The 17,365-nt window shown below is 58.1% G+C and carries 15 protein-coding genes; all 15 read right to left on the reverse strand.

Features of this window, described 5'->3' with window-relative positions; all coding sequences use genetic code 11:
• Window positions 1-37 precede the first annotated feature (37 nt).
• Window positions 38-337, reverse strand: coding sequence for a hypothetical protein (locus tag D2K64_RS14515; RefSeq protein WP_120009097.1), 300 nt, complete (start codon window positions 335-337; stop codon window positions 38-40).
• On the reverse strand, window positions 330-2,783 hold the full coding sequence (locus D2K64_RS14520) for a tail fiber domain-containing protein (RefSeq protein ID WP_157985846.1): 2,454 nt from the start codon (window positions 2,781-2,783) through the stop codon (window positions 330-332). Before D2K64_RS14520 ends, D2K64_RS14515 begins: the two co-directional genes overlap by 8 nt.
• A 1-nt stretch (window position 2,784) precedes the next feature.
• Window positions 2,785-3,408, reverse strand: a complete 624-nt coding sequence (locus tag D2K64_RS14525) for a phage adaptor protein (protein WP_157985847.1) — start codon at window positions 3,406-3,408, stop codon at window positions 2,785-2,787.
• 16 nt (window positions 3,409-3,424) lie between these two features.
• Window positions 3,425-3,727 carry a hypothetical protein gene (locus tag D2K64_RS14530; protein ID WP_120009100.1) on the reverse strand — a complete coding sequence of 101 codons (303 nt, stop codon included), beginning with the start codon at window positions 3,725-3,727 and terminating at the stop codon, window positions 3,425-3,427.
• Window positions 3,728-3,811: 84 nt separating this feature from the next.
• Window positions 3,812-4,696, reverse strand: a complete 885-nt coding sequence (locus tag D2K64_RS14535) for an SU10 major capsid protein (protein ID WP_120009101.1) — start codon at window positions 4,694-4,696, stop codon at window positions 3,812-3,814.
• Window positions 4,697-4,726: 30 nt separating this feature from the next.
• On the reverse strand, window positions 4,727-5,758 hold the full coding sequence (locus D2K64_RS24400) for a hypothetical protein (protein WP_157985848.1): 1,032 nt from the start codon (window positions 5,756-5,758) through the stop codon (window positions 4,727-4,729).
• A 35-nt stretch (window positions 5,759-5,793) separates the two neighbouring features.
• Window positions 5,794-6,066 (reverse strand): hypothetical protein, encoded by a 273-nt coding sequence (locus D2K64_RS14545; protein WP_120009103.1) that lies wholly within the window; start codon window positions 6,064-6,066, stop codon window positions 5,794-5,796.
• Window positions 6,067-6,069: 3 nt separating this feature from the next.
• Window positions 6,070-8,130, reverse strand: coding sequence for a portal protein (locus D2K64_RS14550; protein WP_157985849.1), 2,061 nt, complete (start codon window positions 8,128-8,130; stop codon window positions 6,070-6,072).
• A gap of 8 nt (window positions 8,131-8,138) precedes the next feature.
• On the reverse strand, window positions 8,139-9,728 hold the full coding sequence (locus D2K64_RS14555) for a phage terminase large subunit family protein (RefSeq protein WP_120009105.1): 1,590 nt from the start codon (window positions 9,726-9,728) through the stop codon (window positions 8,139-8,141).
• Entirely contained in the window at window positions 9,725-10,291 is a 567-nt protein-coding gene (locus tag D2K64_RS24405; protein ID WP_157985850.1) for a hypothetical protein, read from the reverse strand. Before D2K64_RS24405 ends, D2K64_RS14555 begins: the two co-directional genes overlap by 4 nt.
• Window positions 10,284-12,071 (reverse strand): hypothetical protein, encoded by a 1,788-nt coding sequence (locus D2K64_RS24410; protein ID WP_157985851.1) that lies wholly within the window; start codon window positions 12,069-12,071, stop codon window positions 10,284-10,286. Before D2K64_RS24410 ends, D2K64_RS24405 begins: the two co-directional genes overlap by 8 nt.
• On the reverse strand, window positions 12,071-13,864 hold the full coding sequence (locus D2K64_RS14570) for a transglycosylase SLT domain-containing protein (protein WP_120009108.1): 1,794 nt from the start codon (window positions 13,862-13,864) through the stop codon (window positions 12,071-12,073). Before D2K64_RS14570 ends, D2K64_RS24410 begins: the two co-directional genes overlap by 1 nt.
• A 12-nt stretch (window positions 13,865-13,876) precedes the next feature.
• Window positions 13,877-15,124, reverse strand: coding sequence for a hypothetical protein (locus tag D2K64_RS14575; protein ID WP_120009109.1), 1,248 nt, complete (start codon window positions 15,122-15,124; stop codon window positions 13,877-13,879).
• A gap of 13 nt (window positions 15,125-15,137) precedes the next feature.
• Window positions 15,138-15,461 (reverse strand): hypothetical protein, encoded by a 324-nt coding sequence (locus tag D2K64_RS14580; protein WP_157985852.1) that lies wholly within the window; start codon window positions 15,459-15,461, stop codon window positions 15,138-15,140.
• A 266-nt stretch (window positions 15,462-15,727) separates the two neighbouring features.
• Window positions 15,728-17,362: a hypothetical protein gene (locus tag D2K64_RS14585; protein ID WP_157985853.1), complete on the reverse strand. Its 1,635-nt coding sequence runs from the start codon at window positions 17,360-17,362 to the stop codon at window positions 15,728-15,730.
• Window positions 17,363-17,365: the final 3 nt, after the last annotated feature.

The following is a 17,365-nucleotide window of genomic DNA, read 5'->3' on the forward strand; positions in this document are numbered from 1 at the left end:
CTATTGCCCTGTATGACGCTCTCTGGCCCTGTGTGGCTTAGCTACGCGGCTTCAATAGCTCGCCAACAGCAGCTTCACTCAACAATCCCATCTGCTGTAGTGCATTCACGCCACCGATCAACATCGGGTCGTCCAGCACAACACGCGTGGAGGCTGCCAAGCGTAGCAACCACAACATGACCGGCGCATTTGCGGCCGGGATACCGGCAGCAATGAGAATACCCACGGCGTCTTCTGCCGTCAGACGATTAATGAACTCCAGGGGTGTCAGCAGCACCGCAGGATCAATGCTGGGCGGACCCAGCGGGATGACGTTGCTCTCAACTGTTTCAGACATCGCCGTTCTCCAGTGCTGCTAGGCGTTCCTTTGTTCCGAGTAGTTCTGCACGTAGCGCCTTCACGCTCTCAACGAGGAGTGCGATCACGGCGTTGTAGTTGACGCTCAAGAAGCCTTCGCCATCCGGGTCAGTGCTGGGTGCAGTGGTGTCCTGAACGACAGCTTCCGGCAGAACCGCGCGAATGTCCTGTGCGATCAAACCGGCGTCACGCTTGTTGTTTAGATCAACGCGCGTGTAGGTGTAGCCGGTCAGCTGAGCAACCTTGCTCAGTGGATCTTCTAGCTGCGCTAGATCGGTCTTCACGCGTGCATCGGAACCAGCTACCCAGCTACCACCGGAGTAGGCATTGCCGTCACCACGGAAGTCCCAGCTCTTGATGGTAGCACCAGCGCCCATGCCAATTCGGTATGCGATGTAGTTGCCCGGCACATGCACGGCCTGAGCATACACAGCGCCCCAGTTGGGGTTACCCTGGTGCAGTGTGATGTAATGGGTGCCTGCGTCGGTCAGGTAGCCAGTGATCGCATAAGTGCTGCCTGCGTTCACACCACTAGTAGCGCTGATCGCGCCACCAACGCTCAGCCCTGCTGCACCAAACTGATAGTTTGTGCCATCCCAGCTCAGGTAGCGGGTCTTGGCCTGGTTCAAGAACAATGCGCCGGTATTGGGCGAAGCGCTGCGGTAGGTGGTGATGTCCGCAGTGACCGTTAGCTCGCCGGTCATCGTGTCGCCGGTATCCGCCACGCGCCCTGCTAGAGCCGTATCCACGTAGCTCTTGTGAACGGCAGCGTTGGTGGTGGTGCTCTGTGTGGCCGGGAGCAACACCGGGCCAGTGCTGGTCAAGCTGCTGCCGCTGACTGACAGGCGATTGCTGCCACCGATAAACATGGACAGCGTGTCGGTGGAGCGATTGTAGGTCAGGTAGTCAGTGGGGTCGAAGTTGATGACCGGGTTACCGCTGCTCATGTAGCTACCGAAGTTGGTAGCAATGGCCACTGTGGGAGCAGTAATGGTGCCGCTCAAGTTGGCATTCACGGCGCTCATGTCGCCAGTGCTGACCAGTGTTCCAGCAGACACAGTGCCCGTGGTGGTCAGTGATGAGGCTTCGATGTTGCCAGCGAAGATGCGACCGGTTGCGCGGTTGATCTGCAAGGGTGTGTCGATATAGCCGCCAAGGTCATTGTAGCGCATAAAGGCGAAGTTGGAGCCAGCGCCGCCGCCTGTTTCAGCTGCGTTGTTCGCGCTCATGGACCAACGCACTTTCCAGTCCTTCATGAAGCGAAGGGCAGCAGTGTTGCCAGCAGCAGTGGTGATGCTGAAATCCGCATCGCCGCTGGAACCCCACACGTTGGAGCCAGTCGGGAATGTCTGGCTGGAGGGCCAGAAGTTGTTGTCCGTGGTCACAGCCAGCGGCTTGCCAGTGGCACCTAGATCAGCAGATGTGCCCACCATGAGCGCGCCAGAGGTGTTGATGCCCAGGAACTTGGTGTTTGTGCCATCGGCAAAGCTCAAGCTGACATTGGCGGTGCCAGTGCGGCTGAGAGCCAGTGAGGGTCCAACGTTGGCAGTGATGCTGAGCGCGCCAGTGAGCGTGCCACCTGTCTTGGCCAGGAACTGGGTTGGGTCAAAGGTAGAAGCCTGAGCGGCGCTGTTAGCCGCGGCGGTAGCACTGTTACCAGCCTCAGTGGCCTTGGTAGTGGCAGTGGTCGCGCTGTTGGCTGCATTGGTGGCAGAGGTAGAGGCATTGCCAGCAGCCACTACGGCATCATTGGCCTTGGTGCTGGCAGTGCTGGCACTGGCGGCTGCATTGCTGGCTGATGTGGCGGCAGCGCTCTGTGCAGCTTCGGCCGCCACCTTGGCTGTTTCGGCGGAAGTGGCCGAAGCGCCAGCAGCGCTCTTGCTGGCAACCGCAGTGTCAACAACGCCCTGCACGCTGGCCAGGGCATCGGCCTCGGCAGTGGCAATCGCATCCAAGCTCTGCTGCTTGGCGCTGTCCACGGCTGCCGATGCACCGCTCACTGTGGCGATAGCGGAAGTGGCAGTGTTGTTGACTGAGCTGATGGCACTGTCACGAATGCTGTTGATGGACGCAATGGCCTGATCACCTGCATTGGTCACGCCAGCACTGGCATTGGCTGCTGCGTTCTGGGCAGAGCTGGTGGCCTGTGCGAGGATGTTGGTGATCGCGGTGTTCTCGCGCTCGTCAATGGCCGCTTTGGTAGCAGCTAGAGCCGTGGTGCTGTCAGACACGATCTGCGCACTGGTGTTCTGCACGAGGATGATCTTGCTATCCACATCATCCAAGATGGTCTTGGCCTCAGCGGAGCGCTCGGTGATCTCGGCTAGCTGCTCCTGTGCCAGTGTGACCTGAGAGTTCAAGTCTTGTGTGACTGTGGGCGATACGCCCGTCAGTTTTGCGAGGCTGGTTTCTACATTCTTGGTCACGTCAGTATTCGCCCAATGGCGCCTCCACTGTCATCATGCCTTCAAAGGCGTCTTCATCGATTTGGTTCTGGATCTGTGCGCGCAGCTCTTGGTACGTGTTGTTCCAGAGATTGAGGATGCTCTCTTCGGCCAGTAGATCCTTGCCTGCTTCAACCACTGCTGCGTAGATCAGCAGGTCTGGCATCAAGCGAATGATCTCGTTGTCGTCCTCATCGTTCTCAGGGAACTTCATTTCCGCGTAGTAGCGCAGCGCGATCTCGGCACCTTCGGCCGGTTGACCACCGATCAGAAAGCGGTCGCCATAGTCGGTGTAGTACTCGGGTGCTGCGGCTGGGTTATACAGCTTGAAGAAGCGATCTTCGCCTACCTTGAGAAGCGGCTTCATGTTGACCATGAGCGTCTTCATGCGCAGGTAGTCATCTGGCTTGACTGCGTAGGTGCCGGTCGTTGGGCCTACCGGAGTGACGTTGGTTTTGAGGAGAAAAGGTAGGGTTGGAATGTCGCGCTGGATCTTGACCATGCCGCGATATGCGTACCCGTCGATTGTGTCGATGTCGCCAACAGAGCCGTTGTTGAGAGTGGCCTCAATCTGGCGCTTCAACGTTCCATAGTTGTATGTTGCCATTCCCTACCTCGGGCCTTTACAGCCTCTTTCTTGTTGTCATGAACGCTTCCAGCCCGCCTCGCTTCAGCCGCTTCTGAATGTCGCGTGCCTTCACGTTGGGATCGAAGATGTTGAAACCTTCGCCTAGCCATTTGGTGACAAAGATGGCCGGGATCTCACCGAGCTTGACGAACTCGCCTAGCTTCTGGTTTTGCATCGCCATTTCTTCTTCACGCAGACGCGCGAGCCATTGGTCGTCAAGGCGCTGAGTGTTCTTGATGGCCACAGTGCCATCATCTTCGAAGAAAAAGGTCTGCTCTGGGTCAATTAGCTTGAACATCAGCTATTTATTGACGCCAGCGAACTGCGGTCGTTCAGTCACAGGAATGGCGCAGCGTTGCCGCTGCGCCATGTGTCACACCGATTAGGTGTTGTTGCCGATTACGAAGTGACCCTTGCTGTTGTAGTTCTTTAGACCGAACTCACCGATGGTCATGTAGTTGTCGCTGTCACCGGTTACGGCTAGCTCGCGAGTTGCCCACGGGCGATACCAGGCTAGCTTGCAGAGAGACGGGTCATAAGCGATCACGTCGCTCTCTAGCTGGAGACGGTTTAGAACAGTCTTCAGGGTGCCGAAGCTGGACTCATACACGCTCACCACGTTGGTGATGGTGGTGGTCTTGTCGTTGAGGCTGCGAGTGCGGCCGCCAGCAATGGCGAATGCGTTCACAGTGTTGGCGTGCTTCGGAGCATAGCTGAGGATGGAGGGTGTGCCACCGGCAGTGTAGCAAGCCTGGAACTTGGCTAGCAGACGGGCCTCAGTGAAAGCAGCAGCGGTGCTCGGGCGGTCAATCATGTCAGCGCTGATGAGTGCCTGCAGAGAGGCAGTCTTTGCACCGACTGCGCCAGCCTGAGCGGCCTTGGCCTGACCAGATAGAAGAGCCTTCTCCTGATCGCGCTTTAGGGACTTACCGGCGTTGACCTGCTGGCGAGCCTTCTCGCTCTTGCGGCCATGTAGCTTGGCTGCGTCAACTGAACCAGTTACACCGAAGACCTTCTTCATGATCTGGGTGCGGTTCTCGACCATCACGGTCGGGGTGTAGTTGGCATCACCGGCTGCGGCGCCTTCTACGGCCGCGTTCTCGCCAGGGGCGTCAAGGTAGTCTTCCTGCCAGCCGAAGGTCTGGTTGTGAACCTTCTCGCTGCCGATGGAGGTGACGTAAGGAGTGGCAGCCGGATCAATCATGCTGATGACGTCAGATACGTCCTCAACCTTGCCAACTAGAGTGGATGTGCTTGCAATAGCCATTGTGCGTCCTTTCTTGGATCATCTTGGTTGTTAGTCCCGGTAGCAAGCCATGAGCGCTGCCATGGCGTCGTCAGTGGAGCCGGATTTGCGAAGTTTGCGCATCGCATCATCAGTGCCGTTGCTCTGCTTTCCAGCAGTGCTCTGCGGCTTGATGACCTTGGCTGGTTCGGCCACTACCTTCTTGATCTCAGGCTTCTTGGCCTGGGCTTGATCGTAGAGGTATGCCTTTTCCATCATCTTAAAGAGAGGTGCGTTGAAGTGCTTGATCTGCTCTTCCTGAGTTAGACCCATCTGCAATGCGTAGGGGCCCAGCTTCATGGCTAGATCGCGCACCTGTTCTTTGGTGCGGCCTTCCTTCTCATACATCTCATCAATCTGTGCGGACACAGCGGCGATGCGCTTCTGCTCGGATTGCTGGCGCTCTACCTGTGCGGCCTGTGAGAAGTCCTTCTTCTCGCGTTCGGCCTTCTGTAGATCATTCCAGCGCTCGGACACTTCGGCTTCAAGTGCGTCATACTGCTCGCGAGAAATGCGCTTTTCCTGTAGATCAGCGAGTGCTCGTGCTGGTGTGTATGCCTCGAATTCCTTCATGCGGGCGACTGCACGTTCGTAGTTCGCGTTGATTACCTTCTCAACGTGAGCGTGCTTGGTAGCAGCAGCCTCTTCCTTTGCAGAAAGTTCTTGGGCTCTTCGTGTCAACGAAGCCTGTAGCCCGGCGGTCTTCTTGAGATCACGTATGGATAACTTCTCAGTCTTGCCATCCACTGTGACCTCCACGACATCATCATCGCTGATGGTGTGCGGTGCAGCTTCTGGCTCTTCTGATGCCTCTTCGGCGGAAGTGTCCTCGGTGTCCTCAATCTCCTCGTCGGTTGCTTCGTCGCTGTCGTGTTCCTCAGAGGTAAAGCCCTCCTCTTCGGCGTCACGCTTTCCGGGTGTCGTGTCTTCGGATGACCCTTCGGTGTCCTCATAGCGATCTAGAAAGGCTTGAATGGCCTGATCATCAGTTAGGCCTGAACTGTTCTCGGTGTCTGTTACGATGACCGAAGTAGTCTCTGACATGTGCTGTCCTTGGATTCAGTTATTGACAGCACTATTTAATCCTCTGCGAAGTCGTCTCCCTGTGCGAGACGGTCTTCACGTGAGTTTTTCTGGAACACCCAGTCATTGAGTTCCACGGTCAGTTCGCGCAGCGCATGCACCTTGCGGAACAGCCTCTCGCGCGTCTCACCATCCTCTAGCCCGGTGGTCATGATGGAGGAGAGATAACCCTGCTCCACCACGTAGCGCACTGCCTGGAAGGCTTCGTTCTCTAGTAGCTCCTGAGCTGCAATGCCGCGCTGAATGATCTTCTGGTCTTGTTCGTCCATTGCTTAGCTCCCGCTTGTTAGCTTGATGATGGCATTCACGTCCTGCGCATCGCGGGCCAGTTCGAGATTGGCTTCTTCCATCTGCATGCTGTGGTCGAGTTCTGCGCTCTTTCTCTCTTCGGTCATGGCCTTGAGTTCAATCTCAGCCTTGCGCAGTGCGAAGTCCTGCTCACCCTTGAGTGCCTTGACCTCTGCCGTTAACTGAGCCTGACGCAATGTGGCTTGAGCCTTCATCTGGCCAATCTGCACCTGAGCCATATTGGCCTGCTGCTGAGCCTCGATGAGCTTCATCTGTAGCTGGAGGTTGGCATCGGGGCCGGGCTTGGCGGCCTGCTCAACCGGTAGCAGCACCTTGTCCACGTTGGGCAAGCCCATGAGGCTGAGGTACTTGGCAGCGAATAGGCGCTTCTGTGCGGGGCCGAACATGCTGGCTAGAGCGGGGTCCTGGCTGAACATGGTAAACGTGGCCACCAGCTTCTGAGCTTCAGCCTGACGGTGTTCCGGGCTGAGATGGAGTTCGGCGGTCACTTGGCGGCGTTCGCGCCACTTCTCAGGAGAAACAGGCACATAGCTGCCTGCCACCTCCACGATGACTTCCTTTTTCTCGTAGCGGAGTGCCAGGTCGTAGATGGCTAGCTTTAGCTCAGCGATGAACTCCGCAAGCCACTTGGCACTGAGTGTCATCTTCTGCTGGCTGGCCGAAGTGACCTGATCCAGCAGTGCGCCGCTGTTCTGCTTGCCGACGACATTCTGGTTGATGCCCATGGCCGTGCGGCTGACGCCGCTGATGCTCTCAGCCTTGGTGGCCATCAGCTCTAAGGTGGTCATCACATAGGGGTTGATGGTGGGCTGTGGCAGCAGACCCACCGCATTGAGGTTGTCCACGTTGACCATGCCGCCAAAGCGTAGGTCGGTCAGCTCAGCCGGGTTCTTTAGGCCGCCCTTGGCCACCATGTAGCGGGGGATGCTGCTGAACACAGTCTGATCCACCAGGGAGCGCATGATCGTGCTGTTGACGTTCTGCGTGGGGATGAGGCGTGCAGCGTAGTTGTTGCCCCAGAAGGTGTGGCTGACCGGCAGAGCGCAATAGCTGACGAAGCGTACGGTGTCGGCTACCTGCTTCTCTAGGATGTAGTCGCCTACCTTCGTGACCTGCCAGCGCTTCTCGCCCTTGCCGTCCACGTTGAGATAGACATAGCATTCCTCAACTTGAACTAGCTGATCGTCCTCATTCTCCTCGGTGCCGTCCTCACCGGCAGCATCGGCGCGAGCAATGCGCTCGCTGTTGAAAGAGAGGTCGTCACTGGCAGAACGTGCCTGCTCTAGCTTGTCCTCGTTATAGCCCTGCGCCACCAGTTCGCTGATGCGACGGCGGCTGCGATGCGCGATGAACGTGGCTTCCTGAATGCACTTGGCACCGGGATTGATGATGAACTCTTCGGCCGGAATGTTGGCGATGCGAACTTGGCTGCGGTCGATGTCCTTGTAGAGCTTGCCGCTCATCTGACCTGTTTTCGGGTCGATCTCCAAGGGCTCGTCGCGCTGCTTGAACTTGTCCTGCTCGCTGACGCCGCTCTGCATTTCCTGCATCATGAGCATCACGGCATCCTCTGTGCCGCTGATCTCGAATTCCTCAGTCTCGGTGATCTTCTCCCACCACACTTTGACGACTGCATTGCGTGCGAGAAGTGCGTCATGCATGGCGTCGTGTAGGATGCGGCTGCCGGGATTGAGCTTGTTCAGAACGTGGTCCGTGTAGGCAGTGGCAACACGAGCCTCTACCTCATCCTTGTCATCCTCGGGTGTGAAGCAGATGTTGCTGAGGCCCTGATGGATGGCGTTGAGAATGACAGCCTTGGTGCTCTCAACGTTGTCGTAGATGTCGTTGCTGTTGAACTTGGAGCGCTTGCCAACTGGTAGAGGTAGCTCGCCATTGTAGTACTTCAGCACTTCCTCACGCTCTTGGCTTCGCGTGGTTGCGCCGCGCCCATCGGCGCGTGCAAGGTGCTGGTCTAGAACGCTGACGATTTCCCTGTCAGAGAGTTTCTTCTTCTTGTCTGCCATTCATTCCCTTACAGCCCTTCTACATACCAGTCTTCTTGGTTTGTAATCGGCTCCCATCTGCGTTCGTGAATCCAAAGGGCCAGTGCCAGGCTCATCACACAGTCATCGTGATTTCTGCCTTCTGCGCCCATGCCGCCATCTGGCTTCTCAACAAAGCTCTTGAGTTCAGCTAGCGTGATCTTGTCTGGGATATTTATCTCCCTCTCACGCAGCGCTTTCTTGAGGCGGTCGATGAGCTGTGGCTTGGTCTTCTTGTTGGTGTTGAAACCCAGTTTGACGGTCTGCTCTTCGGTGATCTTGTCCACCACCACTTCGGTGAAGACGTTCTTGTAGCCAATGTGCTTGTAGAGTTCGTTCAGCACCGTGCCACCATGGTTGTTGTTCTCCACGATGACCTTGGCCTCATTGTAGTGCAGTGCGATCCTCTCCAGATGATGTGCAAACACGTCCGGTTGGATCTGTGCTCTGTAGCGAGCCACGAGATTGCCGTCTGAATCCAGCACGTGACTGACTGACCAGTCTTTGCCCTTGGCAGTGCTACCGCTGGCTACGTCACCTGACACATAGTAAGTCTCACCGGGCTTGGGCTCCTGCCACACTGCCAAGGCGCCGCGGCTGTTCTCATGAAGGCCAGTGCTGTCGATGGAGTATGTGGCCTTGGGTTCCTTGGCTGTCTGCTGCTCCAAGTGCGACGGCGGAAACACGGGCGTACCTGAAGTGAGAAATGCCTCTTCAGCTGTGCTGGGGTATTCCTGCTTGAATGCATCGGGTCCGATTTCCGCGATCTTCATGCGTCGGAACATCAGCTGCTCGTCATCCAGCTTGTTCAAGCGCTTGAGCTTCTTCTCGTCGTCTGTGTAGGCCAGCTTGCCCGTAACGGGTTCGCGATATTCAGCTTCCTCAAACCACGGGATGAACAGCGCCACGAAGTCACTCTCGCCGTTTACGGCCTTCTGCCACTCTCTGTAGAAGATGTTGCCCACGCCATTGGCAGTGCTCTCGATGATCCTCACCGTGCCATCGGCAGGGGAGATGGCCTGCATCAAGCCGTTGAAGTTGTCTTCGGCTGTGGCTGCTGGCCAGAACGCAAGCTCTGAAAGATGCGCGTAGAAAAAGGTGTCACCGCGTCCGATGCCGTCACCGCCCGCCGTTGCTACTGCATAGCCACTGTCCAGCTTGTCGAAAGCTAGCTGGCGGCCGTTGCGGTGGCTGGTGCTGGGCTTGAGTGGCATCATGGGATGGTTGTTGATGCCGTCGTGAAAGCGCTTGGTCATGTCAAAGAGGTTGGTTGATGCCTCGCTCTTATGCGTGACCACGATGGCTTTCTTGCTCTTGTTCTGACTGACCTTGTAATAGAGGTAACCACCTGTGGCCGTGCTCATACCCTGCTGACGTGCCTTCAAGATGATCACGCTGGCGCGGCCCTTTGTCCGCAGCAGTTCTTCGATCAGGTCAATCAGGCGCAGCTGAGCTGGCTTCAGAGTGAGGGTGGTGGTTTCGCCCTTCTTGGTCTTGATCTTCAGCGGTGCTTTTTCGGCATAGAACTTGAAGTCAGTGTAGAACCGTTTGCGAAGGGCCTTGAGGGCCGCTTCGTTCATTCAGTACCCTTCTTGTCCTCGTCCAGCAGGTCGTTGAGCCAGTCCTCTGCACCCTTGTGTGTGATCTCGGTCTTTGCAGCAGGCTTGGCCATGGTGAAGTCCAGCACCAAACGCGCCGCTGCGATGCGATCTTTGGGGCTTACCAGCTCTTTGTTGACGTGGTCGTCGGCCACGCTGTTGTTGGCTTCCACGATCTGAAGGGCGGCCTTGAGAGCGATCTTGGATGCGTTGTCTAGGTTGATGTCGATTTCGCCGTTCTTTTCCATCTGCTCGTATCGCACCTCCGCGCGTTGTTTTGCTGTCTCGTAGGCGTCCATGATCACATGCTTGGTGAAGCCATGACCGACGCCCTTTGGTCTGCCCGTACTTAGTCGGCCTGTGGCTTCCGCCTTGCGGCGCATCTCTGCAAAGCGTTCAGGGTCTTCACGCTTGCACTTTGCAAACCAGCTCTCGTTGCCAGGAGCCAGTTTGCGCTTCAGATCCTTCACAGGAACCGGCTTGTCGGTGACTTCCGTAGGCCGGTCCTTGCGTAGTGATCTGTTGTTCCAGATCTTCTTAGTCATCGCCGCCCTCACTGCGGCGCACCAGTTCGCCTGCCACCACACCCGGCAGCGCGCGACGAGCGCGGTAGTTGTTGGCCAACTGGTTGGTCAGGTAGCTGCGCACTAGGCGGTTGTTGTAGGCAGTCTGAACAGCCTTCGGCAGCACCACTGCTGCTGTGCCTGCTGCGGCTGCTGCCGTGCCTCCGACCAGCAACCCGGTCGGGCCACCGAGTGTGGCTGCTGCAATACCTGCGCGCAGCGGTTCACCCTTGAGCATGCTCATGATGCTTGCACGGCCAGCGGTGCCGCTGTTGCCGATCGGCTCACGTAGGAACTGGATGCCTGCGGCTGCTAGGTCACGCAGATCACCACGGCCGAGGGCAGCATTGCCTCCTGTGCTGCGGTTCACTGCCTGATAGAGCGCCGATGGGCTGATGTTGCCTGCTGTGGCCTGTGAGGGGTTAGCAGCCATGGCAGTTTCGATGTTCTTCAAGTTCGCATAGCGGCGAGTGACATCGCGCCAGTCAGCGGCATCACCAGGGCTGATGCTCTGCTCCATCGCATTTCGCACGACGTTGCGCAGGTCCAGTACGCGGTTGCGTAGCTCGGGATTGGACTGGCCATTCTCACGGGCAATCTTGCTCAAGCGGCTCTGGAAGCGCTGGTAGAATGCACCTGAGATGCGGCCATTGGCATCAACGTGGTCTAGCAGCTCGTCGCGGAGACGGGTCACACGGCCTGCCACTTCTGAGCTTGCATCCACCAGGGAGTTGTCCAGGGTCACGAGGTCGTTCACAAACTGGCCGTTATTCGCATCCAGCGTGTTCTGGCTGGAGAGGCGAGTGAACTCGTTACCTAGGTCATCACGGCCACGAACCAGCACGTCTGGGGTGGCAAGCTCTTCCTGGATACCGGCACGCTGTAGGGCTGCGCGGTTGAAGGCGTTCTGCTGGACACGAACTTCAGCTTGGCGGGCGCTGGAGGTGAACGGCAGCTCAGCGAACGAGCTTTCCACCATGTGCAGTGGCTTGGAGCCGGTGGCTTGGCCTGGTGTTAGCTCCACACCCTCATTGCGGATCACGGTAGCTAGGCGGGCCTGCTCAGGGTTCAGAGTGCTGCGGGTGGGGCTGACTAGGCGTGTGCCCATGCTAGCACCCAGGGGAACAGACATACCGGCTGCCATACCAAGCCAGGGGTTGTCTGTGGCTTCGGTAGTAGCACCGGCTGCGGCACCGCTGGCGGCCTGTAGGACCGGCTGGGCGGCCAGGGTCTCGGCACCAGCTGCTACAGCAGAGCCGGCGCGGGCCGTGCGGGCTACCGCAGCAGCCGGAAGCACCACCGTAGCGGCGTCTGCCACACCTGTACCAGCGCCATAGGCCAACTCTTCAGCCGTAGTGGTAGGGGCAGCAGGGGCACCCGCGATGTCGGTGACACCACGGATCGCGCTTTTGATGCTCTCCGAGCCGCCTACCGGGTTCTGAATGTCAGCACCCAGGTAGTTCATACCGGCAGTCACTAGATCCACCGGAGCACCAACCACGTCGGCTAGGCGGTCATTGAAGCCGCGTCCGAATAGACCAACGCTGTTGGCGGCAACCTCACCGCTAGAGCGGGTGTCGGCTGGTGCCTTCGCAGGCATCGGCGGCACGAAGCCGGTCAAGTGACTGACAATCTCAGCGTCGCTGTAGCCCTCCTGGCGAGCGGCATCGAGGTCAAAGCGACTGCTTTTCGCAACATGCTCGGCAATCTCACCGAGGGAGTAACCCTCGGAAAGTGCGCCCTTTACGTCAAAAGTAGCCATCAGTTAGAACCTCCGAAAGCGCCGAGCGGGCGACGTGTCCCGGTAGCCGGAGCAGTGGGCTGGCTAGCTGCACGCTCCTGCTGTTCCTTCGCGGCGGTGGGATCACCTAGGAACTGCGTAGGTGCCGGTGCCTTGTAGCTATCCCATCCGAAGCCACGGTGGTTGCCCTCGCTGCGGCGGCGGTCGATGCTGTTGCGTGAGCGCTCAGAAGCAGCACGGAACCGGGCTTCAATCTCGTTCAAGCGGGTGAGGTACTCCTCGCGCGTAGCAGCCTGGGGCAAGCTGTTGATCAGTGCTTCAGTCTCACGCTTGGCGTCACCGTCCGTCTGCACGCCCCTGTTCTGGCGAAGCAAATCGTTGACGAGGCCCTTCATGTTGGCCTGGAAGCTGCCATAGTTGCGCGCACCGATGGTGTTGTTCATGCCAGCGGCAGTGCCGACCCAGGGAGTGAAACCATCCATGTCCACGTAGTTGGTGTCGTTCTTGTCTTTGACCTCTAGCTGGCGGCGGGCCTGTCCAATGTTGACGCGAGCCTGCTCAGCCTCTTGGAACGTGGCGAAATCAGCATCATCAGCCTTTGTCACAGTGCTGGGCAGCTTCTCGTTCTGCTGGCGGCGCTGCTCAACGGCGGTCATGTCCTCGGGGCTTGTGACCTTGCCATCAGCAAGCAGGGCAGCATCAGCCTGGGTGTAGCCCTGGCGCACATACTGCTGGATCTGCTGATTGCGTGCGGTTGTCTCCAAGCGGGTCTGTGTAGCATCGGCACGACGCTCAGACGCAGCAAGACGCTCATCTTGTTGTGCAAGGCGCGACTGCTGGACCTGCAAGCTTTCAGCGTGCTGCTGATCTTGCACCTTGAAACGTCCATCCTGGCGGCGTTCATCGTGTTCACGATCTGCCAGCCTGTTGTTGCGGCTGGTCATGTCGCGATAGGCCTGCTGAGCCAACAGGCTGCGCTGCTTGCCAAGCTCATCACCACGGCGACGATCATTCGCGTAGCTCTGCCCGACTGCACCAGCTGCATTACCCAAGCTGTCGCCAAGGTTCTCACCCTTGAACAAGCCTGCTGCAATGTTGAACCAAGTGTCAGGACGTTCGAACATGCCACGCTGATCGGTGTTCTGCGGCATGAAGGACTCTAGTGTTGCGAGTTCCTTGGCCACGTCACTGCTGGTGATCTCAGGACGTTCGGCGGGTGCCGGAGTAGGCGTGCTTGCGGAGTTCTGCACGTCGCCGGGCACGTCGGCGCTAGGGAATGCAGATGCGATGCGTGACGTGTTGCGGTCTTCCTGAGTTGCCGGTGCAGCCGGTGCAGTAGAAGCCGTTACGCCGTTGTAGTCGCCGTTGAGCATGGCAACGAAGCTGCCTGCTGTGTGCTGTGCGAAGTCAGGGTTTGCTCTTGCAGCAGCGGGGCTGACAAGATCGACAAGCGGAGTGTTCGGATCGGCGCTGGCAACGCGAGTGTAGCCAGTCGCACCAAGGCGATGCGCACCTGCACTGTCAGCAGCGGTCGGTGTGCGGCCTAGGCGGTTCTGGAGCACAGAGTTGTTTTCCTCTGTGTACGCAGCCACGGCACGTTCCTGCTGCGTCGGGTCAGTCATTCCATCAGGTGTCAGACCTAGCTCCGGGCGGCGACGCATGAGGTCGGCCCAAGTGCTGCGTAGAAACTGGTATGTGCCTGTTGCGCCACTGCGGCTGTTCACTGCATTGGGGTTGCCAGAGCTTTCGCGCTGACGAAGCTGTGCCAGGTAAGCCGTGCGGTCATATGCTGGCATTGTGGGATTAACTGTCATGGTGTGTTCCCCTCACTTTGAGCCGGAGTTTGATGCGGCACTAGCAGCCGCACCCGCAGCCGCAGTTGCACCAGCCTGCACAGCAAGAGACGCACCGCCTGTGAAGTAGGCCGCTGCTACAGTGGCAATGGCTCCGAGAACCTGTCCGCCTACGTTGCTGGACTTCTTTGAAGATGTGACGTCTGTTCCTCCGTAGTTACCGTCAAGCAGGCTCTTGAATGTCGCGAGATCCGCGCTGTCCTTGTTGTAGAGACCCATCTGGTTCAGGTAGTCGGTGTTGTTCTGGTTCTGCTGATCGGTCTGCTTGGTAGCACCGGCACCGGCGAGCAACTGATAGAGGCTGCTGGCGAGATCGGTCTGTGCAGTGGCGTTCTCTGTGCCCATGTTGGCTGCTTGGCCAAGCTGAGCGTTTGCCTGCTGCTGAGTGCCTACGTTGAACTGGCGCTGACCTTCACCAAAGTTCATGCCATTCAATGTGTTGGTGAAGCCCATGTTGGCGTAGTTGCCCACCTGACCATTTGCAGCATTGGCCGCATTCAGGTTGGTGCTGCGAGCCTGTTCGGCTAGCTGTAGGCCATTGTTGTAAGCCGCACTGCGAATGTTGGAGGCGTTGTCGGCCATCTGATCGCTTGCAGCGCGTGTAGCCACTGCTTCGGCAGCACCAGCACGGCTGGAGTTGAGATTGCCGCCTGCACTGGCTGCCATGTTGAGTGTGGGAAGTGTGTTCTCACTAAGGTTGCGAGCCACGTCGCGGCTCACTGCGTCGATCTGGCCCTGAACAAGCGGGTTGTTCATGTAGGCAGTTGCCGCGGACACGTTCTGCTGAGTGGGATCACCCATGGCAGTGTTGAACAACGTCTGTGCGTTGTTGCCATAGGTGCCTGATTGCAGGAGTGCTGCTAGGCTGCTGTCGTTGAACGCGTTGACCTGTCCGGCATTGGCGCCACCTGCATTGCCGAAATTGCCGGCTGCGAAGTTGCTGGCGTTCTGCACGAACGGGTTCATGGCGCCTAGGCCGGTCGAGGCTGCGTCACCTGTCTGAGCCACTGAGCCATTGTTGGCTGCGAACTGCTGGATGTAGTTGATTGCGTCAAGCTGATTGGAGTTGAGCCCGGCGTATTGCTGAAGAGGCAGATCTTGGGTCTGCTTGTTGTTGTAGTCATCGATAGCGCCGGACAGCATAGCCTTGACCTGCTCTTCCTGTAGCACCGAGGACTTTGTGGTTTGCTTGGTTTCGCCACCACCGAATAGGCTTCCCATGGCATCTCCTTGATCAGATTGCGTAGATGTCCGTATTTACTCCTCGGTCATCGGTGCAGCTGGTGATCAGGCGGAAGCCGAAGCTCTGTGCGAACCTTGCCAGCTTGGTATTGGTGCGTTCCACGTGGATGAACACAGGTGCGCCCTGTAGCTGTCGCACCAGCTGGAAATCGGCTGCGATCTGGCGCTTGAGGCTGGGTGTGTAGGGGGCAGTTACGTCGATGTGGCCAAAGGTCACAGCGCCGAAGCGCTCAAGGCTGATCAGGTAGCCGGGGCGGACAACCACCGGCACCTTGAAGCTGTGGCTGGGCGTTACGCCGACGTGATGCGGCGCCATGATGTGCCATTCCACCACACAAGCCCTTCTGCCCCATCCCCAGTAGGGTTCCAGGGCAGGACGTTGAGGCGGATTGTGCCCCTGCGAGGGTTGCGAGGTGCTGTATCTGCGGCCTGTGGTGCTGCCTCGGCAATCTGAGCCACTGTGGCACTCAGCTTCTCCAGCTCATTGTGGAAGTACTGCTTGAGGCTGCGAGGGTCTTCCGGTGGGCTGGTGGGCCGATAGGGCACCAGCACCAGATAATCACGTGAATTCAGTGCCATGGCTTATCTCCTGCCAATGGGCAGCACGAGCAGGTCATAACCACTCCACTTGAAGCCAGCCGGGGTGGTGGTAGTGCCGCGAATGTTGAGGTAGCGACCTGTAGCGCGGCTATCCACCTTCACGCGAACAGGATCGGTGGGGTTGTACTCCACAGGATCACTGTAGGTGCGTTCACTGGCTGTACGCCCAGCGCCGATGCGGAACACGAAGGGCATGTTGCGCGCAGTGTCCACCTGCGGCGCCAGCTCTCGGATGCTCTTCTGCGTCTTGATGGGCAGTTGTAGCTCGTCGAGGTCGATGTTGATGCGCTCGATCCAAACTGGAGCGTAGCAATCCGGGTCCATGGGGTAGCCAACTGAACCATCATCCAGATAGTCATAGGCCACCACGCGGCTGGTGGGGATCGAACGACCGGAACCCACGTCACTCCACTGGCAGGCAAAGCCTACAGCGTGCGTGGCGCTGCTGTGCTCTTCGTCATACCAGGTGCCCCCATCATCATCCCATGTGCCTTCCACCTCATCCCAGGTGCGGCGGCTGTCCATGTTGCTGTTGACCATCATGGGCACGTTGGGCAGATCGGCAAAGGACCACGTGTTGTTCTTGTAGTTGAACACCGCAGCGCGGTTGCAGAACTCGGTGTTCTCGAAGTGAACGTTGTTGCCGCTCACGAAGCAGAACATCACGTGACCCAGCTTGGCATTGTGGAACACGAAGAAGCGGTGCGCCTTCAGCTTGTTCATGGTGCCGTAGATCTCGTTGTTGACCATGCCCTCGCTGATGCTGACCTGATTGGTGCCATCGGTCTTGTAGATGTTGTTGGGGCCGAACACGTAATGCTCGCCATTGACCTCCGCAAAGCAGTTGGCGTTGATGATGCCGCCATTGCCGCTGACTTTCTGGAAGTCGAAGATGAACTGGCCCTCGACATAACGTGCCTTGAACGTCTCGCGACCGCCGTAGATCATGAAGAAGTCGCGCAGTGTACCGGCATCGATCAGCGGTGCTGTGGCATCGGTGAGTGGATTTTCACCGGCCACGTTGTTGCTGATGTCAGTGCTGTCCCAGGTGTCGGGCACCTGTCCTTGGAGAGCGAGGTTTGACCATTTCACGAGGTTCGGATTGTCCACACCATCCTTGGTGACATTGATCGCGAACACGAAATCACGAAAGCTGCGCACAGCCTTTGCACGCCAGTTGGGGTCCCAGTTGGGCAGTGGCTTGAACTGAGTTTCAGTTGGCAAGCGGCACATGGGCACGTGAGTTTCGCGACTGATATAAACCACCGATCCCAGCACGGTGCCCGTGAAGGGTGTGATGCCCTCGATGGGTGTGAAACCAGCAGGTGTGACTTCGGTGTTGCTGCGATCTTGAAAGCGGAAGATGCGTCCGTCTGACGTGACGTGAAATGTCTCGTCATAGGTCTGAGTGCCGCGCATGCTGATGGCATACACGGGCACTGTGGTGCCTAGATCAAATGCCTTGCGCCAGATGGGTGCGTCGCGCACTGCGCCATTTTCAAACACCACGTTGCTGCCACCCGTGAAGCCATTGAGTGGCAGGTCATAGGACGGCCCGTCAGTCACGATGCCGATTTGTGCCAAGTTGCGAACTGGCAGGGGGATGTGTCTTGCCATGGT

Source organism: Teichococcus vastitatis (assembly GCF_003604215.1).
Classification (GTDB): domain Bacteria; phylum Pseudomonadota; class Alphaproteobacteria; order Acetobacterales; family Acetobacteraceae; genus Pseudoroseomonas; species Pseudoroseomonas vastitatis.